This window comes from Candidatus Methanoperedens sp., from assembly GCA_012026795.1.
Taxonomy (GTDB): domain Archaea; phylum Halobacteriota; class Methanosarcinia; order Methanosarcinales; family Methanoperedenaceae; genus Methanoperedens.
In genome coordinates this window covers 132,537-153,777 of sequence record VEPM01000009.1, presented here as the reverse complement: position 1 = coordinate 153,777, position 21,241 = coordinate 132,537, and the positions used below count along the sequence as shown (strand labels likewise).

The window sequence follows — 21,241 nt, the reverse complement described above, 5'->3', positions numbered from 1 at the left end:
GCATGATGAATCTCAGAGAAATTCACAGGAAGATATTGGCACTTATGGGCTCAAATTATGAAAAAATGTATTTGTGTTAGGGGGTATGCGGAATGTGGGATATATGAAAATTTCCTCTTTAAACAATGGGGCTCGAACTGAATTTGATAGTTCGACTTTATATTTTATTATATTAGAAATATCCTTATCAAACTCTTCAAAAGAAACCTCCTGAAGTGATAATTTAGAGAATAATGAATTTTTATCGTCGTATGAGAGAGAGATTTCTAAATTGAATGCAATTCTTTTTTTGTTATCACCACCAAAAACAATTTGTTCATAACCTCCCCAAGAATTTAGTGCTTTTTCCATTTCCCATTCACTCATCACAACTTCAGAAATAAACATCAGAGTATCTATTATATTTGATTTTCCGACATTATTTTTTCCTATTAGAATATTGAAATTTCCGTTGAGATGTAGATCAATATTTTTAATACTTTTATAATTTTCAATATGCAGTTTTTCTATTTTCATTTTATTACTTGGTAAAATTGTCTGCTAACATATTATCCTTTTGCTGTCTGTCGAAGTGAAGAGAAATTTATTGGGGCGAGAATTTAAATTTCATATGCCATTTTTCTGCAACTTTCGGCGCTGGAATTTTAATAATTATAACATAATAAAATCCCTAACGATACCTGCCCCTGTTATGCTACCGCCTAAAAAAGCTACAAATGAGCGAAGGACATATATTTCAAAAAACAAATTACAAAGTGTACATGACACCCTACGAAAAAGAACTGAGAGAATATTTCAGCGGCAAAGATAGCGTGATACTTGCTTATCTGTTCGGTTCAACAGTGAGGGGCGATGCAGGCAGGTTGAGCGATGTTGATATCGGAGTATTAATAGATGAAAATTTATCTAAAATAGACCGCTTCGATCTGGAATTAAAAATGATGGGGGAAATCGCAGCTTTAATTAAGAAAAATAAAATAGATCTGATTATTTTAAACGAAGCGCCTTTACTTCTGGCATATAATATTGTTAAAGATGGAACTATTTTAAAATCCAGTGAAACAAAGAGAGTACAGTTCGAAACAAAACTCCTTTCTATGTATCTTGATCGAAAATATTACATAAAAAGGCATACTGAAGAAACTTTGAAACGGACTGCCGAGGTTGGTTTTTCATGAATGACGAAATAGCCTCCAAACTTGAACACCTCAGGGAATATGTGACCATATTAAAAGGCTATCAACATTATCAATATAGAAAGGGGAAGCAATAACTATATATTCTCATGTAACACATGTGTTACACATGGACACCACAATCAGGAACATTGACCCTTTCGTTTACAAAAAATTAAAAACAAAGGCCGCAGAAGAGGGTATCTCCATAGGGGAAGCTGTCACAAAGGCGGTCAGTGAATGGCTTGGACTTCCCGGGAAAAAGAGAAGAAGTATAATTGATATCAAACCAGAGCATTTTGGCGACCAGTTCCGAAATCTCAGTGAAGAGATCGATGAGGCTTTATATAAACGGAAGCAAATTTGATATTTCTTGATTCCAGCGTGATTATTGCATATAAGAATGCTGATGATACAAATCACAAAAAGGCTGTGAATATTTTTCAAAAACTCAACGCAGGGGAATACGGGATCGGAGTAATATCGGAATTTGTGTTCTCGGAAGTCACAACCGCTCTGGCGCTCCGAAAAAGTATGGAGGCTGCAAAGGAGGTGGGAAATGTCCTGCTTGAGGCCAGGGAAATTGAAATAATGAAAGCGAGCGAAGTATTTGAAAGAACGTGGGATATTTTTACGCATCAAGAGAACACGGCGCTGAGTTTTGTGGATGCTTCGAATCTTGCATGTATGGAGAAGAGGGGGATAAGGAAGATAGCAACTTTTGACCGGGATTTTTTAAGAATAAAAACTGTGGAGGTCGTGAATGGGTTGATATAAAACATGTCTGATATAATTATCAGTTACCTTGCAACCGCTTTATCCCCGGTCACGTTTATAGTAAGTGAACCGAATCGGGCTCCGGATCTTCTGAATATTCCCGGTATATTCCTCATTTGTGCTCTCTGGATCGGGTCATAATATTCAAGCGACCATGTTCCATTGCCGTAAGATGCGTTGACAGCCACTGAATGCGCCCTCCACCTGAACATTTTTAACTGTGCAAGTTCGTCAGCAAGCTGAAGCGCATTATCAAGACCATCTCCTTCTGATATCACGTTCAAACGCGGAAAAGTATCATTGTATTGTGATGTTCCTTTCAAACCATTATATTCGTATATTTCTATTTTCGTACTCTCTTCTTTCTGGGCATACCAGTTGAAGGGATTCATAGTAGAAAATAATTTAATAGAAGTATCATGGAAAAATTGCTCTGCATTGCTTTTTTCTGCAAACCGCAGGGCGCCCAATCCACCTGAAATGAGAAGTAATATTATCAGGAATTTTGAAATTGTCCTGGTCCGGAAAGGCTTCCTGAATAAATATATTACCATTATCAGGCTGGCTATTGTTAGATATAAGTCCGTATAAAAGAATAATTCGGCAGAATATCTTGTCGTATCAAACGGATAAAACAGCGGTATACCTCCTGATGTTGAATAATCAAGGGCAAGGTGGACAACAATACCTGCGAAAGCATACACTATGTTGCGGCGCGAGAATACGGGTTTAAAATCGATGTACTTCTGAATTCTCTTCTTAATAGCGTTACTGGAAGCAAGATATAATACAATAACCCCGGTGAAAAACCCAAAGAAAATCGAATGGGCTATACCCCTGTGGGTGATCAGGAAAAAAGTAGGGTAAAGATATTGTATCAACAAGAGAAAAATATCAAAATCCGGGGCAATGCCGCCGAGAACAAAAGCTGTGATCTCTTCTTTCTTTTTTTTGAAATAATTCCCGAACAGATATGGAAATAACGCATGAGTGAAAAGATCCATTATATCTGCCTCGAAGCCCTTCCGTTACCGGCTATTAAAACAATCGCGCCTGTTAACACTATCAGGCCGCTGAGTGTATACATGATATGGAAACCATAGTATTGCAGGACTAAACCAAGAATGATAGAACCCACTCCAATCCCAAGGTCAAAAGCTGCTGTAAACGTACCCATGGCAGCGCCGCGGCCCTTGTCACTCACTTTGTCAACAAGATATGCCATAAGCGACGGATGCACAAGCCCAAAACCAAGACCGTAAAGAAACGCGGATGTGAGAAAACTCTCAAGAGCGCTTGCTGTCGATAAAACCCAGAGACCTGCGGAAATAACAACCATCCCTGGTATTATTACATATTTTCTTCCTTTTATATCTGATAGTTTACCTGCAAGAGCCCTTACAAGAATGAGGGTCGCAGCAAATACTGTAAAAAAAATTCCCGGGTTTGCCATCCCCTGTTTCTCGGCAAACAGTGAAAGAAACGAAACTATTGAACCATATGTTAATGAGACTGTGAACATAAGCGCTGATGGAAATAACGCCTCTTTGCTGAAAAGAGATGTTTTCGGACGCACAACCATGGTTTCAGCTATCGGAAGTGCAAGAAGCAAAGATACAAGTGCAATGCCTGCGCCTATTGAAAAAAGAATAGGAAAGTCATACGCCTGAAGCAGTATCATGCTTAATGCAGGGCCTATCGCCATGGCGACGTTGGAGGCCATTCCGAATACACCCATGGCCTCGCCTCTCCTGTTTGGAGGAGCGATATCAGCTATAAGAGTGTTTGCTGCGGTTGTTGCAGCCCCCCAGGCAACCCCATGAAGCATCCTGAGAAGAAGTAAAGAGATAACACTCTTCGTATAATCATAAAGAAGCATGGATATCAGGAAAACAATGAGGCCCACTATGAGAATTATTTTTCTTCCACGTCTGTCAACCTCCTGCCCTATGAACGGTCGAAGTGCCACTGCGGATATAGTAAAAACACCTATGATCAATCCGATTTCGGATTCAGTACCGCCAATTTTCTGAATGTAAATCGGAAGAGTGATAAGAAGGAAATAAAAACTTGCAAAAAGAGTAAATGTTGAAAGGCTTGTAAGGACAAAGTCCTTTGAGAAGAGCTTTTCGTTTTTCGCCGTTTTTTGCATGTAATATTCTTTAATGAAGTTCATATATTAAAAATCATGACATTTCACACTTATTTCAACCTTTGAATCCCAGAATAAGCTGTTTTCCCTTCTTTGCAAGATCAATAACTTCAATCCCCTGGAATCCCCCGTCCTTGAGCCATTCCCTGTACTGAGCCTCAGACCAGGTATTTCCTTCTTCCGAATTCGCAAGCATATTTACTGCAAAAATCTCAGCGTGCGGGCTTCGTCCGCGAACGAAATCCTCTATTGCTATCATCCCTTTCTTATTCAGTAAATTATAAACCTGCCTGATAAGTTTTCTGTTATTGTTTTCAGAATAAATATGTCAAATATTTCCCATGAAAACAATATCAAACTTTTCGTTAAGAACATTTTCAATGTCTTTTATGAAATCCCCTTTTACAAGGACAAGATTCTCTATCTGGTTCAGATTGAATGCTGTACTGACATAATCGATTACTTCTCCCATGTCAAAAAGAACTGCCCTTAGCCCTCTTTCAACAAAAGCTCTTGAATATTTTCCAGGGCCTCCGCCAAGATCAAGGACATTCTTCGCATCTTTTTTCCTGCTCAGGATCTGGCTTACTGCCTCCTCTGCTATCGTATCCGGCCTTGATGCCATAGCATGCATAAAAACCGGGATATCGCGGGGAACAGGTTCTCTTTCCGGCCTTTCTCCCCTGATAATTTCAGGAAGCGCAAGCCATGATTTCAATATGTTCATAAGATGCGGCAGATAACCGCCTGCGTATTCTTCGCCTTGCAGAAGGAAAAGGGGACGAGCCTTTCTGGCAATTACATACCTGCCGTCCGATTTAACAACATATCCCAATGAACAGAGTGCCTCAAGCACGATGAAAAGAGCTCTCTCATCAGCTTTGAGTTCTTCCTTAAGGGTGGCTAGAGGCTTTTCCGTCTCAAGAGCCTGGAATATTCCTGCTTTCAGGGCAGAACCAAGCAGTATAAGCTTGTTTGCATCATCACCTGCTTTTTCGATATCCAGTTCCTCGTTTGAATTCCACATATTAGTTACCCCATTTATTAATTTTCTTCATGCTCCACATACCCCAGAAGGGCTCACTGTGATTTTTCACCTTTCCAGGAATATAACATCACTTAAGCCCCTGAAATGCGGATCTCCAGTCATTACCTTTGCTTCTTCTCGTTTTGCGGTTGCATATATTATAGAATCCCCAAGACCCCATTTCTTTTCATGCATTATCTTTGCAGAATCAACAGCGATCTTTTCATCGACCTCACAGATATATGACCTTTGTTTTATCGCATTCCTTGAAGCCTTCGCATAGCGATTGTTATCCGGATAAGAATAATCCCTCAGAAATGAGTTATACACTTCTGCAATATTTACCGTACTTACAATTATCTTATCCTGTGAGTTTTCTAATAATTCCTTGACCTTTTCACCAGCCAGAGTTCCTTTAAAATACTCGATCCATGCCCAGGAATCAACCAGCACAGTCATCTTCTTCCTCATCCCTCTTGAATTCATCAAGCTCAGTGAACGTCCCAAAATATGATTTTTTAAGCCTCTTCTCTGATCTAAGAAGTGCCCTGATAACCTCTTCGTAGGATTTGAGATTTAATTCCTTCTTTAAAGCGTTCAATTCCTTTATGATATCTTCATGCATCTGGATGGAGGTTACCATTTTTCACCTATAGAACTATAGGTGGGGGGATATATAAATGTTTCAATCCTCATTTTGCGAGGAAGCGCTCTGAAATCGGAAAAAAGGAGTAAATTATGGCAAGAAGATTTAGTATTTCAATCCTCATTTTGCGAGGAAGCGCTCTGAAATCAACTCGGCCGTCAATTCTGCATCGCGGGTACAGTACTATTTCAATCCTCATTTTGCGAGGAAGCGCTCTGAAATTAACATAATAATATTGGAATTGTTGCAGCAACACGAATTTCAATCCTCATTTTGCGAGGAAGCGCTCTGAAATTGATTACCTTTTAGGTAATGGTAATATAGATATTAAATTTCAATCCTCATTTTGCGAGGAAGCGCTCTGAAATTGGCCAGACTGATAACGTTGCGCGAGTCGCGCATAGATTTCAATCCTCATTTTGCGAGGAAGCGCTCTGAAATTTTAGATAAAGTCAATTTAACCATTATAAGATCAATATTTCAATCCTCATTTTGCGAGGAAGCGCTCTGAAATCATTGGCAGAAAAGAAACAGAAAGTTCTATCACTCAGATTTCAATCCTCATTTTGCGAGGAAGCGCTCTGAAATAACAACCAGAAGGTTCTGGCATTCAAATTGTTACATTATTTCAATCCTCATTTTGCGAGGAAGCGCTCTGAAATATTCAGTAAAGAGATGGTGATTTGAGGTTATAAGAAATTTCAATCCTCATTTTGCGAGGAAGCGCTCTGAAATAGCCAATAAAACAAGGCTTTATTGCGGTTTAAAGCTTCCTATTGCCTTGAATCCCAGGGCCATTTGTGAAGGTCTAAAAATCGTAAGGGTATTTATCAAGGTCTGCACAATCTCAGGTACAGAATTTCTTCATCTCACAGTAACCACACTGATTTCCCTTCGAAATAGGTGGCATCTTTTCACTATCGATCAGAGCTTTTATCTTTATTATATCCTGTTTTAATACGGCCTTGGCTTCATCGGGAATATCAACCAGTATTTGCCGGTGTTTTGCCGGTAAATAAACAAATCCTCTTCTTACTGTTGTCTCAAATCTGGAGTCCAGGAGGATAGCATAAGCTATTAACTGTTTTTTCCAATTTATTCTAACGCTCTCTGCATCTGTATATTTAACATCTACTGGAACCACTTCTTTGCTTTTCATTATGATCGTCGTATCCACCATACCATAAAGACCTGTTTTAATATCCTCCACAGCAAGGTCATGGATAACCTGAGCTATCTTCTCTTCTGGAAAGCCATATACTGTGTTTCTCTCTTTGACGCGGCGGTGCTCCTTTTCATGTTCTTCTTTGCCCATATCCATCTTTGGTTTAGCTCTGATCTTGATGCCAAGCGTTTTCATAAAATACACCTTGCGAGGACAATAAAAATATTGAGTAATATCGCTTACTGCAAGCATCTCCTCTACCATCGTAGCCAGAACCCCTTATATGTTTTAGAATCTCCTCTCAGGAATTGAGCAACATCCCGGGCCTGGTTAAGGATAAGATCAGTCCATTTAAGGTTCTTATCCTCATATCTCACCTGGCTTTCAAGCTTGGTCAAAAGTTCATTCAATAGCAGCTTGCGTGCGCCATCAGCCATTTTGCATATCCCATTTTCGATGGTGAAATCATCAGGTTTTACCTGTCCAAGTGAAAAAATCTTTATAACCGACTTATCTACTATCTGCTGCCTGAACTCTTCCATGATATCATAGACAAGGCTGGCTTTACCTGGTCGATCTACATGCAGGAAACCGCCATAGGGATCAAGACCTGAGTAATGGATTGCACGCCAGCATTCGCCTTCAAGCACTCCATAGCCGTAGTTCAGCATGGCATTGACAGGATCGGCAGCGTATCTTCCGCTCCTGTCTTTAAAGCCAAACTCATCTGGAATTATCGCTAAGATAGATTTCCAGTAGGAAGCAGATGCATTTCCCTCATAACCCATGATGGTCTCTCTCATGTCACTGCATGACTTGCCTTTGATATTCAGCTTTTCAAGTTTGTCTATCCAGACATTGGCCGCATCCCTGGCTATTTTTAGCGCTTCTGCTGAATCCGGGAATGTATCTTTTCTGGATTTTGAAAGTGTACCAAGAGTAGCGGACATGTTGTGCAGCTTTGCATTAATGAACTCCTTTGCAAGCACTGTGCCAGCAGGAGTATCGAAAGCACGGTACTGCTCGCGCCGGGTGTTCACAGTTCTCATCTGAGGCGGGGAAATATAGGCTGTGACCTGGCCGCGCCAGTCTATCAGAACCACATCCACGCCGTGTTCAGCCAGAAGCTCGATGGCATCGGTGCTTATGCTGCCCCTGCCTGAGATCACTACCTGGCGCAGGTCCTGGGGGATGCATCTATGTATGACGGTATTTACACCATCCTTTTTTTCTTTTACGATTATCTGTTCATGGTCTGTGCCGATGAACTTTCCCCAGCCGTCGATTACGAGGCGATCCATGATTTCATTAATCCTTTTTCGTACTTGAAATTTCTTTTATGGCTTTCTTTACAATCCCAAGAAACCGTTCCGAATACTCAATTACACTCTCGGCTTCTTCGTGTGTGAATTCATATCCTATCCCATAGTCAGCCCTTTCGCGTATCTCTCTTGCAGTGCTTATCGCTTTCAGGTAATAATCCTCAATAATACCCTCTTTTACAAATTCCAGACCAAGCTGTGCAATGACCCCTTTGTGGGTTTTTGGGAAAATATTCCTGGTACTCAGCAGTGCCCGCGCTGAGTAGTGCATGCTGTAGTATGCCCTGCTAATGGCATCGCTATACATTCTTTTTTCAAATAGGAATGTTGCAGAAATGAATTTTGATTCCGCTTCTTTTATGAGAAGCCCGGCTTCATCCAATCGCCACACCCTCTCTTGCAATGTTCTGGTAAAATCCGGTGTTTATTTTTTTCATGAAAGAATACTCTTCAACTGATACTGCTTTTGCCGATATATACACTCCAGTCTGAAGCAAAATTTCAACAGTTATTTCTGAAAGGTTTTTCTGCATTTCAAACCTGTTCCCGCTTGTAATAACAAGCACATCTATATCGCTTTCCTCTGTGGCTTCTCTTCTTGCAAAGCTACCAAAGAGAAGGATTTCCTTGGTTTTGTCGCTGTATTTTTTCTTTACTGATTCTATGAATTGTTGTAAGATTATTTCTTTGTTAATGGGATTTTTTGGAGGAGCACTAGCATCTCTCATAGCGGTATTGCCTCCTTAAGGATGCTGTGCTTTCTGGCGTTGCGTAGGATGGCGGGGCGGTGGAGGGATAGAATAGGGGGATGGGGGCATAGGTTAATCATTGTGGATTGTTTGAATTATTGATATTAAATTGACATCTTTGAATATGTTTACTTCCAAAATTCAATAGAAATTTTTCCAGAATGTCATCAACAAATATCTTATGGAATTCTTCATATTGCTCTTTCAAAATCGGGGTCAGACCGTGTGCGTACAGTGAATTATTTCTAACATTTAGTGAGTTCCACAGATATTTTTCTTTTTCAGTATATATTTTAGCCAGAGGATCTTCACGGTTCTTTTTTACAAGTAATTCATAGCTTTCTTTTAGACCGATTTTGATTTTGTTATCTTTTTTGTCTCTTTTTGCTTCATATTCATTTTTATAAACATCAGGAAGTTTTTCCACATCAATATTGGCAGTAAGGATTGAATACTCTAACCATAATCTCAATTGAATCAACAGCTCTAACGCCCTGTAAAGCCTTCCAGTGGCATCATCATATCTACCCTGTTTTGCTCTCCTTTGGGCATTTAAAACAATATCTTCAACAAGCTCATAACCACATCCCTTTTGCGAATGACTCAGATCTTCTATTGCATTTTTATTGAAATCTTCATCAAACTTTTTATGGCTCCATATAACAGCCTCCAAAAACATCACATTTTTTACATACAACCTGCGATAATTATGCAGCAATCTCCATGCTTCAATATGGTCGAAACGATCCCATGCCAGATATGCGTTCGAAATATTAAGATATTTGTCGATTTGTGTGTCGATTTCTGCTGGTAAATTTGGAGTCTTTGCAGTTTCTTCAAGAACACTTATGGCGCCATCATAATCATATCTGTCCATTCGGTTTTCTGCAATTTCAACCTGTCTTTTCAGAAAAACCATGTTCATTTGAGTGAGCCGTATCCTCTGAGTTCCATTTTGAACTTTTATCAAATCAGTTCGTGTTCCTTTAACAAGACAGACAGTTATTCCACTTATATCCATAGCAGCCGCCCCAAGTCCAACGCTCATGGATTTTGTTCCGCCTGTATAGTCAGTAAGGATTTCTGCACCGGGATTCTTATCTTTAATATTTTTGAGTAATCTCAGACTTTCAATATAGCAATCATTAAGATCATCAAAATTCTTTATTTTATGTATGTGCTCCTTCTCCCATTCTTTATTCTTAATTAGTCCGACTTGTTTAAGAATATTTACTTCATCTGGATTTTTTGGGTCTTTTCCACATACTTTTCCATCACCAGTCACTGTATTATAGCTTCCTTTGACTATATCTAAATCATCAGAACAGATAAAATGGACGTCATCTGGAGAATTCTGATTGATTGATGTAATTATTGGTGCGCATGAACCACCTACGGTAAGTATCAGGATTTTCATTTCTCATCCATAATTTTCACTTTCACCCATCCCAGTGGGAATTCTCCTTTAATCAGACGGCGAGAGATTTTATTATCAGGTCGTTCTTTTGCTAAATTTATGGTCACAGAATTATATGCTGAACCCCATCCAAGCCTTAAAATAAATGAGTTTTCATTTTTTAAGGATTCCATATCTTTTGCCAGTTGTTCATATTTCTCATAAGCATAACTTGTTTTTGAGCTTCCAAAAAATTCTAATTCTTTGTTTATGACCATTCCATAAAATTCGTTGCATGATGAAATTATTTTTTTTATGTTTATATCAATGAATTCACTTTTCTTCTTCAGATCTTCATCTATCCAAATATCATGAGATGCAACTGCTGCCCTGTCAAAATAATATGATTTTGTTCCTTCAAACATCATATTATACCCTGATGCAGAAAAATTATCCTTTTTTGAAAATGTTTTTACATTATAAATCTTCATATCATCAAAAGCTAAAGGTAAAGAATCAGATATTTTCAAAACTCTGAAAGGATCATCCTGTGGATTTCTATATCCAAAAACATCTTTTTCAATATTTCCGCTTTCAGTCAGCGGTTTAGGAGTCATTGAATAAAGCAATGCAGTCCTTATTGCACCCTTTACGGAACTCCCTGGAATAAACGGTCTGCTTGATGTCTTAATGAATGTCTGTATAGATAACTGGTTATTCGGATCGTTCTTTTTATCCTCATATACTTCCAGTACATCAGAATCAATTTCCATTGAATATTCCTGAACTTTTGAAGTGTCTGCCATCTCTTTAATAAAATTGCGTGTTTTTATCATATCAGATGATGAGATTTTTAAAAACTCCTCTTTATTCGCTTTATCAAGAGATAAAATAAATTTGGAAAGATTTATTCGATAAAACCTGTCTTTAATAAAATACTCATATGGTTCAATGCTTTCACCGCTTCCTATAAAAACTGGAGTCAGAGTTTCCACTATCATTTTCATATTTTCATCCCCACTGCAAAAACATAGCCGTATTGTTTGATCTTCTCGTCGGTATGGACATTAGAAACCAGTTGACCATAATATTCTTTCAAATTATTTGTTTTGAAAACAGAGCCTGCCTGAAACATGCGAATCGGTTTCTTAAAAGGTGTTCTTGAATTCCCTGAAGCATAATGACCGCCAAGTTTTCCATATTTCACCTGCAGATCATACCATCCTTCAACAGGGTCATTTTCGGATGGAACAAATGAAGAAAGAGAAACAAAAGCATTCGGATTTTCAGGAGAATTAAACTTATATTCTTTAATATCAATTAATTTGAAATGACCTTTTCCGGTAGTTTTCTTCTTTCCAAATCCATTCAATGAAATGAATTTAAATATCTTTTCGATAAATTCTTTATCGATCCCATTAATTTTTATGAAAAATGAAATGTTTGTTTCATTTGAATAAAAAGTTTCATCCTGTGTAAAAAGACCTCCTTCTTCATTAGTATGAGAAGTTACACGATTGATAGCATTTTTATAAAGTGTAAATTTTTTTTCTGGATAATAAACTTCATGATTTTCGTCTATCTTTCGTTTCAAATAATCTTTTTCAGATAAACCATTTAATAATTCTTCAAACACATCTTTTTTGATCAGCTTTTCTTTCTTGAATTTTTTCATTATTTTCAGGATATCAATTAATTCTTTTTTCGAATCTTTTTTGATTTTATCTGTTTCCTTCACAATCTCTATAAGCTGTTCTCTGGTAACAGGTTCATGTAATGGCTTAGGAAAAAATCCTGTGGGAAAACCATTTGAGATTATCAGTGGTGGCGATGTTTGATATTTCGAGATAAAATCTTCAAGTTCTTTTTCCCCTTCCATGTACCTTATCGCCCAGCAAATTGAACCGAATATAGTATCTGCTTGAAAGGGCGTCAAGAATGATGATTCGGGATGGAGAATTATTTCATATGTTTTCATATATTAAAATCCACTGCTGAGGATTGATCTGAACTATCAAACATTTTAATATTGTTGAACTTCACTTTTCCTGAGCCGCGGCTTCCAGAACCGCCAAGCGCATCATTTTCTATTAATTTCAACCCTTCTTTAACATGTTTGAGTAAATCAAGATCAGTCTTGCCTTCATCACCCATATCGAAAACACGATATACAAGTTCAAAATTAAATTTAATTCCGGCAGGGACTCTTTCTATAGATCTGGGATTTGCTCTGGCAGTAATTCTATTTATCGTATTCTCATATTTTTCTTCAGAATAGGGCAGTCCTTTTTCTTTTTTCAGCTTTGTTAGTTTTTCTTGAGATTCCTGAAAAAGATTTGCATCACGAACGATTAATCTACCAGGTCCAAGTTCTGATTTTTCTGCTGATGTTCCAAATATTCGACATATAAAACAATTATTATTTCCACAATATTTATGGAATTCACCTTTGTTATCAAACAATCCATATTTCAATTCCAATAATGACCGCATTCGCCCCTTGACAGATGATCCTGGAATATAAGGAAAACCTGTAATTGGATGTTTTATAATTGGATTATCCATCCCACCTATTTCAATGGTTTCAGACGAACCGCCTATGTGAAGACCAGTTATACACTCGATTTCTCCCCTGATTATTTTATGGGCTATCAATTTCATCTATGTTCCTCCTTGAATTTACTATGAAAGTAATAATATCCAACTACACTTTCAAAAAACTTCATGAATGCGTCAAAATCTTTACTATCAGAGATTTTGTCTACACATGCATCAATGAATTCTTTAAACTCTTTAGGTGTTTTACTTGAATCTTTTCCGACGGAATATGCCACCTTGGATTTAAGCATTAAAATCAAAGCTTTTTGTTCATCAAATCTTCCATCTATTTGTGCTTCAATAGAACGAACTTCATTGAAAAATTTCCTTAATTGTGAACTTGTTAATTTCAAATCCGCAAATTTCTTTCCTAATTTTTCAGACTCTGTCGTTATCAAAATATCTATTAGTTTGGTCTTTTCTTTGTCTTGATAAAATCCCTTGTCAAGAAAACTCATATTCAAAGGTTGGGAAACCTGTTTTTGACTGAAATTTCGTCCTCTATCAGTTCTGAAATTTGTCCGGTCATAATCTCTCATTTCTTTTCATCCCTGTTTTTATATAATGCATAAGATACTGGAATTATCATATCTGACATTTCATCCCTCATTTTCAGAAGCCTCCTAATTATTTCATTTTCATTTGTTCCCATATTTTTATTAATAATATTTCGCCCAATATCATATTTTATCCTAGAAAGATACATTATATCCCCTTCCTCAGCCATCCTGCAGTATTTAAAGAGCCTGTTGACAAATGACGAATTAATTGGAGACTCTCCGTTTTTGTTTTTCTTCAATTCTTCATCAAGAAAATTACCATGATCAATTAATTCTGTAAATCGTTGCCACTTGACGGTTTTATTAAACAAAGTTACCTGATTTTTATCCCCTTTTTTGGATTTCTCCAATTCTTCATCAGAGAGGTTTGAACTTCTTGCGATTGGAAACTTTGATTTGGACAGGAATATCCCGGCAGATAATGTAATATTTTGATTATTGCAGGTATAGCTCCTGAAATCCTGGTTTATTTTTTGAGATAATTCTATTATTTTATTCCAGGGACCTGCGATCAGGAGGTCATCTCCCCCTGAATAGACAATGTAGCACTGAGGATAAACTGTTTTCACCACATGATGAATCCACCCTGTAAAAAACATATCAAGCATTCTGCTGAGCATTGTGATTCGGGAAATTGTGTCCCGGTCTGAATCTTCTTTGTTATTTTTCTTAAGCCCCATGCTGAATATATAACCAAGGTTATCAACATCGGCTTTTAAAATACCTAACAGAAATTTGCCTTCACTCAATCTGACTAAACAATCAAAACTTGCTGTTTTGGGAAAGTTTCCCTCTTGTATGACAGCACATTCATCTATTTTCTGGCAAGCAGCGCACAGAGTGTTGCGATCTTTTAATTGAAATACATGATTTGCAATGAGTTTAAAACCATTCGCTGTGTGGTCTATAGTAAAATCATTGAGTTTTAAAGTTGATTCATAATTGTTCCCATCAATTCTATTTAATATTGATACATAATATGGAACATCAGAGAATAATGTGATATGTTTTTCATTTGTCGGTTTTGTTTTTGAAATAGCAATATATTTAGCTTCAAGAAGTAAATCCCCAATGTTAGCATCGAATTCACATTTATCACATATTTCCAAATTTTTAACAACTGGCATTTTTCCACAGCTTCTGCATATATTTGCCATTTTAATTTCAGTCTTGAAACTATCATTCCATTTGTTTTCTGAAACAAGAATTTCGTTGAATTTATGTAACTTTGCGCTGTCAAGCTTATCACTTATTCTATCAAAAACTCTTGAAAAACCTGATTTACTGCTGCTGTTTCCAATTTCTAATCCTTTTCCAGAGAATTCAATGTATTCAAGGTTTAAAGATAAATTCCCATGAAACTCATTCAACAGCCATTCCGACACATTTTTCTTGATATTTATGAATTTATCGTTGGTTGTTTCTGTATTTGGGGCAATTATGAAAAATCTGCCACCAGATGAAATAATATTGCATACAGAAGGTAGATTAAACTCATCCAGAAGTCTTTGTGTAAGGACTTCAGAGATCATGCTGATATAAAATGATCTTGCACGCAATCTTTTTGCTACTCCACCGACTCCAACTGATGTTATATAGTATATATATTTCTGGATTCCGGAAATATCTCCTCCAATTAATAAAAATTTCTGTGTATTTCTGTCATTAATAGATTCACCATCCCATTGATCGAAAGAATCATGGAATTTGTATAAACAAGCTGAAATAGCACAGGTTGTTTTCAAATGGTCGAACAATGAAATATCAGGTGTATTTTTATAAACCGCAGAGGGGATGCACCAGGTATATTTTTGGAGAATATAATATAAACTATTAAAATATTTATTAAAATCCAATATTCCCTTTATTGTATCTACTTCGCCAATGAACTTATTCCAGAGATTTCTGTAATCAGATTTTAAATCTACCTTTCCATCTTCAATTTTAGGGAATAGACTATTTTCATCCAGAGATAATATTTTTAGAGGTATGCGCCATTTTTTATTTTGTTGATCTATACCAAGATTGATTTCTGAAAATATCGATAGCAACGGTTCGTTGATTCTTTTCCCCAAATCATCTTCGTCCCGATCATATCGTTCTCCTGAAGAAAGCCAATCACTGACCATTAGAATCTTTAATAATTCGTATCCTGCTGAATTGAGTTTGCCAGCCTCATGATGCATTGAGATAATTCCCGCTGCCTCTTGCCACTGCTCTGGAAAATACTCTCTTACAAATTTTGTGCCAAGTTCCTGATGCGTTCCCTTCTCTCCTGTCCCCTGCCAGAACTTCCCAATATCATGCACCACCGCCGCCAGCATCAGTTTCTCACAATCCTTATTATCACCCATACCGTTATTCATGTGACACTTCTTTATATATTTTTCTCAATATTTTCAACTTCAGTGAAAGCATCGCTTCACAAAACCACTTTGAACTCCTTCCTCACCATTTCTATCAGCTTCTTCTTACCCTTGTTTTCAGCAGCGAACTTCCTGATGAACTCCTGCCATTCAGGCTCATTTCCTGAATAGATTTCCTTCACAGCAGATAGAAGACTGACCGCTTTATCATAATGAACATGCGACTGCAAAATATCCTGATTGATGCGCAATCTGCATAGCATTGCCCCCTCGCCAGGTGACTTCTGCGCTACTGAAAGAGCGACTTTAATCACCATCTCCACAGGAATATCCTTAATGAAGTTCTTTGCAAGCAAAGCCGAAAGCTCAGGTGATTTTTTCAAAAAATATGGTATCAATAAGAGTGCAGTTCCTCTATCTTTGTTTTTCAAAATGCGATCACAAAGAGATTGCAGAACGGGCATCTCAGAAATATCTACCATTACCTTAAGCAGTTCTCCCACATGCGGTAAATCATTGATCCTTCCACGCTCAAGCGCAATTCGCATGAGCATGGCTGATTCCTGTTTCATCCCCTTATCCAGCGCTGCTCTTGAAACCGCAATGATAGTCCCCTGAGAAATATTTGGCTCTGTGCGGACTGTATCTATTGCAGCCTGTAATTCGCCATCCTTCAACATTGCAAGAACAGCGCTGTTCCTGTTCTTGATGGTTATATAAAATGCTGATCTGAAAGCCCCGGATTTTCCGATCGCTTCGAATACCTCTTTTGCTGCTATGTATTTTTCTCCATCAAAACGTCCTGACATAAGGTCAAGCGCCACATTAAGAGAGAGATTGAAATCTATCATATCAGGTCTCAAACCGATCAGCGCGCGGGCAATATCAAAATAGAGATCATTCAAATAATGCGATTCACCCGGCATCAGCAGTCCTTTTTTGGCAGCATCAAAGGCTTCCTGGAATCTCTTTTTCTCAAACAGTATTTTTGCCAGCCTGTAATAGTCCTCTTTATCCACAAGCTCATACATGGCAAGGCGCAGCCTCTCATCTGGCTTTCCAAGTTTTTCATAAAGCCCGTTAAGTATCCCCAGCGACTTTTCTTTATGATACCTGTAACTTGAATCTGATGCGATCTTCCTTGTCTCATCCAATTTTCCAAGAAAATATTCTTCTACTCTTTTGATATTCTCATCATTGATCACACTATAGAGCATGTCGCTTGCTTCCAGGCCATAATCCTCGATCCTGGCAAGATTCATTATCTTGCCAAGGAGTCTGTTGTTATAAGCAGGATCGTTTATCTGCTCCGCACATTCATTAAAATCTTTTATGCAGCTTATTGCAAAATCTCCCATGCTGCCGTTAGAATCATCAGCACCTTCATCAAATGCATCGACGCATCCTTCAACCAAGACAAAATATATATCAACAGCATCTTTAAAAGATTTCTCTTCTTTTAGCCTGTCAGCGATATTTTTAATCTCATCAAGTTTGTCGATGGCATCGTCGATATGGTAGTAGTCAAGTTCTCCACTTGTTATCCAGGCTATCTTTTTGGAAATAGCATCTATATTAATTCTGGGTTTTTCTCTTTCCTCTCTTGTAAATTCAATGACAAGAGACGGATGTTGTTTTATTGCTCTCCCAATCATATTGATTATTTCATCTTTGCTAACTTCATCCAGAGATTCCAGGAATCTATCAGCATCAATAAATGAAGAAGGTTCAAACAACCATTTCAGGAGAAGCGCTGTTCCATGTTTGCACATATTTCCTACAGGGCATGTACATTTTGTGCTTATCTCTGAATCTTTGATCAAAGCTCTCACCTCATATGGTTCGGGAGAACTTCCCATCACCTGAGCAAAAAGAGTATCATCTAATTTTACAGTTCCCCGGACATGACCGTTTTTATAATAATCCTGTCCCTTGAAGAACGTTGTATTGCCAAAGATTTGTTTAATTGCATCTTCTGTCAAAGCTTTCATATTTCACCGGAATATTCTTCTGCCATGCCTGAAATCACACTGTCATGCACTCAGCCGCGTACATGCACCTTCTCTCGCATTGCGCCATTCCGGGGTCTTTCTCCTCATATACCATCTCCGCCTTTTTGTCCCTTTCCTCAATCCACCAGCTTCTCAGGTCGTCGCTAATGTGGAAAATATCGCGCTCAACCAGGAGGCGGTCATCTTTAAAATTCAGGAAAACCGTGCATCCTATGTCAACAGGAATCTCGTATATGCTCTCAAAGACAAGAGCATAGCCTGTTGCGTAAAGCTTGAAGGGGTTCACTTCTTCTTTTTTTATACCGGTTTTAACATCGAACATGATATTATGCAGATAGTCGTAGCAGTCCACGCTGAGGATGCCGCTGCATCCTATTAACTCACCGCTGATCTTATGTTCGATAAGGAAGGGCGCTGAAGTTGCGATCATATCTTCCTCTGTAGAATACGGCTGGCTGCTTGAGGCATCTGTGAATTTAGATTCGGCGTTAGTGAGAACATGCTTCCAGACCATTCCTGCATATTTTTTTATAAGTTCAAGGTTTCCCTGGATATGCGTCTCAAACTTCTGCGTATTATACCACTCTTCAAAAGCTGGAGTGAAGCTTTTCCGCCTCACCTGCCTGTATGCTTCATTTATTGAGGCATGTGTAACAGAACCCAGAGATACAGGATATGTCATCTCGCCTTTCTTTTTAAGCACATGCCTCAAGTAGACATCCCTTGACGTCGGGCAGTACTTGCTGCATATAGAATACATTGGCAGCTTTACATCGTAATAGGGTTTCAATGGGGAATTGTCCCAGCTCCAGCCACGAAGTTCCTCTGTTACGCCAACACTCCTTGAAAGCGGGCGGAGCTTCTTTAAGAGCTGCTTATGCTCGATATCGTTTAAGTAGTACACCATAATATCACACTCATCACACTATCTGTACGCTTGAGTCCTTAACGAGACACGTACCGCTGTTACTGATTATCTCAGCTGTGCCTGTACACCGGTCACACAGGGGAATAATAAAGATGCTGTCATGTCCATCGTTCACGAATTGGCTTACTCTCCTGGCAAGTACGGCCCTGTCATTAGCATTTAACTCACCTCTGAAAGCGCTGTACTGGATACGTGCAAGACCAAAGGTCTGGAGCATTGTAGCAAGCCTCTTCCGCTGGCCGTCATCTGTTATATCGTACACTACGAGGCAGTTCATATTATCGCGATCCTCCCTGCGCTTGTTATTTTGAAGCCGTTCCCCTCACTCACATAACCCATTGATTTGAGTTCCCTGAGATGGCTGTAAGCCATTCCTTTTGAGATGCCGATCTTTATAGCAATCTTGCTTACAGATGTCTCACTGCTCTCAAGCTGTTCAAGTACCGCGCGCTTTGTATCCGAAATACCGAATCCAAGCAGAGGGAAATCGATCACAAACTGGTCTTCCTCTGTAACATAGACTACCTGCTCTACCATTTCCTTCCTTGCATAAGATCCAAAGAGTGCGCCAAATGCCTGGGGCTTCCTGCCGCCAGAGACGTTCACTATTATGCGCTGCCCTTTTGCGTTCTCTTCTTCAATTATTGCAGCAACGTCCCTGGCAACTTTTACAACATCGTAGAGAGAGGTATATTTTTTCTCTACCTTAAGGACCGAGCCGAGGGTGTCAGTGATCATCTTCTCCGCACGCTCCTTCTCTTCGGGAGCCTTCTCTTCAGTCAGCAGAATAATACGCGAGGGTGAGAAGCGGGTGGCACAGACGATAACAGGCTCTATGGAATAGATGGTTGAGATGAGAGTGAGGGTGGTTGTCATTGATATGTATTTTGAATATAAATGTATATATTGTTTACTAATTTATGAATATATATGATGTATTTGTGAGGTTTTGAGGTGTACAAATAGAACCTTCACGTTCATATCAGTAATAAGAAAAGCCATATCGGAATAAACAGTACCCGGCGTCCTCCAAGTTCTCCTTTCTTAAAGGTGTCTTTTGTCACGACTATCCCGGTGTTCAGATCTTCCATCTCCATGAATTCTATAAGTCCTTTCAGATCGGCATTTGTAGGATGCTCTCTGTACTTTATTTCGATTGGGATTACTTTTTTCGAGTCATCATATACGAAATCAACCTCATGTTTATTTTTCCAATAGTAAGGTTCATAGAATGGTTTTGACTCACGACCTTTTTTAATCAGGTGCCATGCCGCTACATTTTCTGCAGCTTTACCATCGTCCCTGTCCAGGGTCAGCGCCCTCCTGAGACCTTCTTCCCAGAAATATAGTTTCTTTGCCCGCTTCTCAGCCGCTTTCTTGGAGGGCGCAAAAACATCTGCTACGAACACCATCATTGAACTCTGCAGGTAATAAAGGTAGAGTTTCAAGGTCTCCCGGTCAATATCGAGCCTTTCGGATAATCCTTTGTAGGTGAACCTGTTAGTGGAAACGGCAGCAATATCCCGTACCATCTTTTCAAGAAGTATGGGGTCCTTCACTTTGAACACGCTTACGATGTCCTTGAACAGGATGAGGGCGAAATAATCCTCCACGATAGTTCTGTACCACTGCTCCATATCCCTGATCTTGAACCATTCAGGATACCCTCCCGTATCGAAATACTGGCTAAGAAAATACAATATGCTCTGTTTATGTTCTACAATGCCGTTGTATGCTTTTTCAATATCTTCAAAACCCTCAAGGTCGGGTTTTTGTGGAAGCATCCCGGAAACATCAATATTATTGAATTCCAGGAACTCCCGGAGCGTCAGAGGAAAAACGTCCAGGAACCTTATCCGCCCTGCCAGACTTTCTGAAGCATCCAGATACAGCAGGGTTTTGGATGAACCTGATATTATGAACCTGCATTTTGCATGTGCATCTATGTAATATTTCAACTGCAACTGCCACTCTTTCATGACATGTATCTCATCAAGCAGGAAGTATGTTGATTCCCTGGATGGGTCTATGCCTGTAAGTTCATGGTACGTGTTCAGGATATCGTGGACGCTGTCTATTTTTCCGATGAGGTCATCAATTTTCGCATAGACGATCTCTTCGGGTTTTTTGGTTTTAAGAAGAAGGTCTATGTACTGGTATAGTATGGTTGTTTTTCCGCTCCGCCTTATCCCTGAGAGGCAGATGATCCTTTCAAGTTTGTCGGATTGCTGTATCTTGTTGAGATAATCCTGTCTCTCTGTTCCTCTGTCCGAAGGTGCGATATTTTTTGTTTGCCACCAGTAGTTTCTTTTTTTTAGATAGCTTATCAGGAACTCTTTATCCATGTGCAAGTATAGTAAGCAGAATA

Annotated in this window: 25 protein-coding genes and 1 CRISPR repeat array; of the genes, 3 read left to right on the top strand and 22 right to left on the bottom strand. The window is 38.7% G+C overall.

Annotated elements, in window-relative coordinates; translation table 11 throughout:
- Positions 1-42 precede the first annotated feature (42 nt).
- Entirely contained in the window at positions 43-516 is a 474-nt protein-coding gene (locus tag FIB07_05150) for an ATP-binding protein (protein NJD52237.1), read from the bottom strand.
- 245 nt (positions 517-761) lie between these two features.
- On the opposite strand from FIB07_05150, the gene FIB07_05145 reads away from it, so the two are divergent.
- From FIB07_05145 to FIB07_05135, 3 genes are all read left to right on the top strand, one after another.
- Complete coding sequence (locus FIB07_05145) at positions 762-1,178, top strand: nucleotidyltransferase domain-containing protein (protein ID NJD52236.1); 417 nt, start codon at positions 762-764, stop codon at positions 1,176-1,178.
- A gap of 127 nt (positions 1,179-1,305) precedes the next feature.
- Positions 1,306-1,542: a hypothetical protein gene (locus tag FIB07_05140; GenBank protein NJD52235.1), complete on the top strand. Its 237-nt coding sequence runs from the start codon at positions 1,306-1,308 to the stop codon at positions 1,540-1,542.
- A complete protein-coding gene (locus FIB07_05135) occupies positions 1,539-1,952 on the top strand; it encodes a PIN domain-containing protein (GenBank protein NJD52234.1) in 414 nt (137 codons plus the stop codon). The genes FIB07_05140 and FIB07_05135 overlap by 4 nt, the downstream gene beginning before the upstream one ends.
- A gap of 23 nt (positions 1,953-1,975) precedes the next feature.
- Here the strand turns inward: FIB07_05135 and FIB07_05130 are convergent, their stop codons facing one another.
- The 21 genes from FIB07_05130 to FIB07_05030 form a co-directional block, all read right to left on the bottom strand.
- Positions 1,976-2,956, bottom strand: coding sequence for a metal-dependent hydrolase (locus FIB07_05130; protein ID NJD52233.1), 981 nt, complete (start codon positions 2,954-2,956; stop codon positions 1,976-1,978).
- The gene (locus FIB07_05125; GenBank protein ID NJD52232.1) at positions 2,956-4,128 is read right to left on the bottom strand and encodes an MFS transporter; all 1,173 of its coding nucleotides are present in this window, start codon (positions 4,126-4,128) and stop codon (positions 2,956-2,958) included. Before FIB07_05125 ends, FIB07_05130 begins: the two co-directional genes overlap by 1 nt.
- A gap of 31 nt (positions 4,129-4,159) precedes the next feature.
- Positions 4,160-4,429, bottom strand: a complete 270-nt coding sequence (locus FIB07_05120; GenBank protein NJD52231.1) for a hypothetical protein — start codon at positions 4,427-4,429, stop codon at positions 4,160-4,162.
- Positions 4,430-4,432: 3 nt separating this feature from the next.
- On the bottom strand, positions 4,433-5,131 hold the full coding sequence (locus FIB07_05115; GenBank protein ID NJD52230.1) for a hypothetical protein: 699 nt from the start codon (positions 5,129-5,131) through the stop codon (positions 4,433-4,435).
- A 66-nt stretch (positions 5,132-5,197) separates the two neighbouring features.
- Complete coding sequence (locus tag FIB07_05110) at positions 5,198-5,617, bottom strand: type II toxin-antitoxin system VapC family toxin (protein NJD52229.1); 420 nt, start codon at positions 5,615-5,617, stop codon at positions 5,198-5,200.
- A complete protein-coding gene (locus FIB07_05105) occupies positions 5,574-5,774 on the bottom strand; it encodes a ribbon-helix-helix protein, CopG family (GenBank protein NJD52228.1) in 201 nt (66 codons plus the stop codon). The genes FIB07_05110 and FIB07_05105 overlap by 44 nt, the downstream gene beginning before the upstream one ends.
- 39 nt (positions 5,775-5,813) lie before the next feature.
- Positions 5,814-6,512: direct repeats of the CRISPR family, unit length 37 nt; unit sequence ATTTCAATCCTCATTTTGCGAGGAAGCGCTCTGAAAT.
- A gap of 112 nt (positions 6,513-6,624) precedes the next feature.
- Entirely contained in the window at positions 6,625-7,206 is a 582-nt protein-coding gene (gene cas4 / locus FIB07_05100) for a CRISPR-associated protein Cas4 (protein NJD52227.1), read from the bottom strand.
- Positions 7,200-8,243, bottom strand: a complete 1,044-nt coding sequence (cas1, locus tag FIB07_05095; protein NJD52226.1) for a CRISPR-associated endonuclease Cas1 — start codon at positions 8,241-8,243, stop codon at positions 7,200-7,202. Before cas1 ends, cas4 begins: the two co-directional genes overlap by 7 nt.
- A 7-nt stretch (positions 8,244-8,250) precedes the next feature.
- The gene (locus FIB07_05090) at positions 8,251-8,646 is read right to left on the bottom strand and encodes a HEPN domain-containing protein (protein NJD52225.1); all 396 of its coding nucleotides are present in this window, start codon (positions 8,644-8,646) and stop codon (positions 8,251-8,253) included.
- Positions 8,639-8,992: a nucleotidyltransferase domain-containing protein gene (locus FIB07_05085; protein NJD52224.1), complete on the bottom strand. Its 354-nt coding sequence runs from the start codon at positions 8,990-8,992 to the stop codon at positions 8,639-8,641. Before FIB07_05085 ends, FIB07_05090 begins: the two co-directional genes overlap by 8 nt.
- A gap of 97 nt (positions 8,993-9,089) precedes the next feature.
- Positions 9,090-10,430 carry a TIGR02710 family CRISPR-associated protein gene (locus tag FIB07_05080; protein ID NJD52223.1) on the bottom strand — a complete coding sequence of 447 codons (1,341 nt, stop codon included), beginning with the start codon at positions 10,428-10,430 and terminating at the stop codon, positions 9,090-9,092.
- Positions 10,427-11,416, bottom strand: a complete 990-nt coding sequence (gene csm5 / locus FIB07_05075) for a type III-A CRISPR-associated RAMP protein Csm5 (protein NJD52222.1) — start codon at positions 11,414-11,416, stop codon at positions 10,427-10,429. The genes FIB07_05080 and csm5 overlap by 4 nt, the downstream gene beginning before the upstream one ends.
- Positions 11,413-12,387, bottom strand: coding sequence for a type III-A CRISPR-associated RAMP protein Csm4 (gene csm4 / locus FIB07_05070; GenBank protein NJD52221.1), 975 nt, complete (start codon positions 12,385-12,387; stop codon positions 11,413-11,415). Before csm4 ends, csm5 begins: the two co-directional genes overlap by 4 nt.
- Positions 12,384-13,070, bottom strand: a complete 687-nt coding sequence (csm3, locus tag FIB07_05065) for a type III-A CRISPR-associated RAMP protein Csm3 (protein NJD52220.1) — start codon at positions 13,068-13,070, stop codon at positions 12,384-12,386. Before csm3 ends, csm4 begins: the two co-directional genes overlap by 4 nt.
- Entirely contained in the window at positions 13,067-13,546 is a 480-nt protein-coding gene (gene csm2, locus FIB07_05060; GenBank protein NJD52219.1) for a type III-A CRISPR-associated protein Csm2, read from the bottom strand. Before csm2 ends, csm3 begins: the two co-directional genes overlap by 4 nt.
- Positions 13,543-15,933 carry a type III-A CRISPR-associated protein Cas10/Csm1 gene (gene cas10 / locus FIB07_05055; GenBank protein NJD52218.1) on the bottom strand — a complete coding sequence of 797 codons (2,391 nt, stop codon included), beginning with the start codon at positions 15,931-15,933 and terminating at the stop codon, positions 13,543-13,545. Before cas10 ends, csm2 begins: the two co-directional genes overlap by 4 nt.
- Positions 15,934-15,989: 56 nt before the next feature.
- Positions 15,990-17,924 (bottom strand): hypothetical protein, encoded by a 1,935-nt coding sequence (locus FIB07_05050; GenBank protein NJD52217.1) that lies wholly within the window; start codon positions 17,922-17,924, stop codon positions 15,990-15,992.
- Positions 17,925-17,958: 34 nt separating this feature from the next.
- Positions 17,959-18,852 carry a type I-A CRISPR-associated protein Cas4/Csa1 gene (gene cas4a / locus FIB07_05045; GenBank protein NJD52216.1) on the bottom strand — a complete coding sequence of 298 codons (894 nt, stop codon included), beginning with the start codon at positions 18,850-18,852 and terminating at the stop codon, positions 17,959-17,961.
- Positions 18,853-18,865: 13 nt separating this feature from the next.
- Positions 18,866-19,150, bottom strand: a complete 285-nt coding sequence (cas2, locus tag FIB07_05040; GenBank protein ID NJD52215.1) for a CRISPR-associated endonuclease Cas2 — start codon at positions 19,148-19,150, stop codon at positions 18,866-18,868.
- Positions 19,147-19,749, bottom strand: a complete 603-nt coding sequence (locus FIB07_05035; GenBank protein NJD52214.1) for a CRISPR locus-related DNA-binding protein — start codon at positions 19,747-19,749, stop codon at positions 19,147-19,149. Before FIB07_05035 ends, cas2 begins: the two co-directional genes overlap by 4 nt.
- Positions 19,750-19,850: 101 nt before the next feature.
- A complete protein-coding gene (locus tag FIB07_05030; GenBank protein ID NJD52213.1) occupies positions 19,851-21,218 on the bottom strand; it encodes an ATP-binding protein in 1,368 nt (455 codons plus the stop codon).
- Between the last annotated feature and the right edge of the window lie 23 nt (positions 21,219-21,241).

What these genes read in the sequence shown, in the direction of transcription:
- csm4 (NJD52221.1), bottom strand. Translation starts at nt 12,387, where the DNA reads ATGAAAACATATGAAATAATTCTCCATCCCGAATCATCATTCTTGACG.
- cas4a (NJD52216.1), bottom strand. Translation starts at nt 18,852, where the DNA reads ATGGTGTACTACTTAAACGATATCGAGCATAAGCAGCTCTTAAAGAAG.
- FIB07_05030 (NJD52213.1), bottom strand. Translation starts at nt 21,218, where the DNA reads ATGGATAAAGAGTTCCTGATAAGCTATCTAAAAAAAAGAAACTACTGG.
- csm5 (NJD52222.1), bottom strand. Translation starts at nt 11,416, where the DNA reads ATGAAAATGATAGTGGAAACTCTGACTCCAGTTTTTATAGGAAGCGGT.
- FIB07_05105 (NJD52228.1), bottom strand. Translation starts at nt 5,774, where the DNA reads ATGGTAACCTCCATCCAGATGCATGAAGATATCATAAAGGAATTGAAC.
- cas2 (NJD52215.1), bottom strand. Translation starts at nt 19,150, where the DNA reads ATGAACTGCCTCGTAGTGTACGATATAACAGATGACGGCCAGCGGAAG.
- cas1 (NJD52226.1), bottom strand. Translation starts at nt 8,243, where the DNA reads ATGGATCGCCTCGTAATCGACGGCTGGGGAAAGTTCATCGGCACAGAC.
- FIB07_05130 (NJD52233.1), bottom strand. Translation starts at nt 2,956, where the DNA reads ATGGATCTTTTCACTCATGCGTTATTTCCATATCTGTTCGGGAATTAT.
- FIB07_05150 (NJD52237.1), bottom strand. Translation starts at nt 516, where the DNA reads ATGAAAATAGAAAAACTGCATATTGAAAATTATAAAAGTATTAAAAAT.
- FIB07_05125 (NJD52232.1), bottom strand. Translation starts at nt 4,128, where the DNA reads ATGAACTTCATTAAAGAATATTACATGCAAAAAACGGCGAAAAACGAA.
- cas4 (NJD52227.1), bottom strand. Translation starts at nt 7,206, where the DNA reads ATGGTAGAGGAGATGCTTGCAGTAAGCGATATTACTCAATATTTTTAT.
- FIB07_05110 (NJD52229.1), bottom strand. Translation starts at nt 5,617, where the DNA reads ATGAATTCAAGAGGGATGAGGAAGAAGATGACTGTGCTGGTTGATTCC.
- csm2 (NJD52219.1), bottom strand. Translation starts at nt 13,546, where the DNA reads ATGAGAGATTATGACCGGACAAATTTCAGAACTGATAGAGGACGAAAT.
- FIB07_05115 (NJD52230.1), bottom strand. Translation starts at nt 5,131, where the DNA reads ATGTGGAATTCAAACGAGGAACTGGATATCGAAAAAGCAGGTGATGAT.
- FIB07_05035 (NJD52214.1), bottom strand. Translation starts at nt 19,749, where the DNA reads ATGACAACCACCCTCACTCTCATCTCAACCATCTATTCCATAGAGCCT.
- FIB07_05080 (NJD52223.1), bottom strand. Translation starts at nt 10,430, where the DNA reads ATGAAAATCCTGATACTTACCGTAGGTGGTTCATGCGCACCAATAATT.
- cas10 (NJD52218.1), bottom strand. Translation starts at nt 15,933, where the DNA reads ATGAATAACGGTATGGGTGATAATAAGGATTGTGAGAAACTGATGCTG.
- FIB07_05140 (NJD52235.1), top strand. Translation starts at nt 1,306, where the DNA reads ATGGACACCACAATCAGGAACATTGACCCTTTCGTTTACAAAAAATTA.
- csm3 (NJD52220.1), bottom strand. Translation starts at nt 13,070, where the DNA reads ATGAAATTGATAGCCCATAAAATAATCAGGGGAGAAATCGAGTGTATA.
- FIB07_05050 (NJD52217.1), bottom strand. Translation starts at nt 17,924, where the DNA reads ATGAAAGCTTTGACAGAAGATGCAATTAAACAAATCTTTGGCAATACA.
- FIB07_05145 (NJD52236.1), top strand. Translation starts at nt 762, where the DNA reads ATGACACCCTACGAAAAAGAACTGAGAGAATATTTCAGCGGCAAAGAT.
- FIB07_05085 (NJD52224.1), bottom strand. Translation starts at nt 8,992, where the DNA reads ATGAGAGATGCTAGTGCTCCTCCAAAAAATCCCATTAACAAAGAAATA.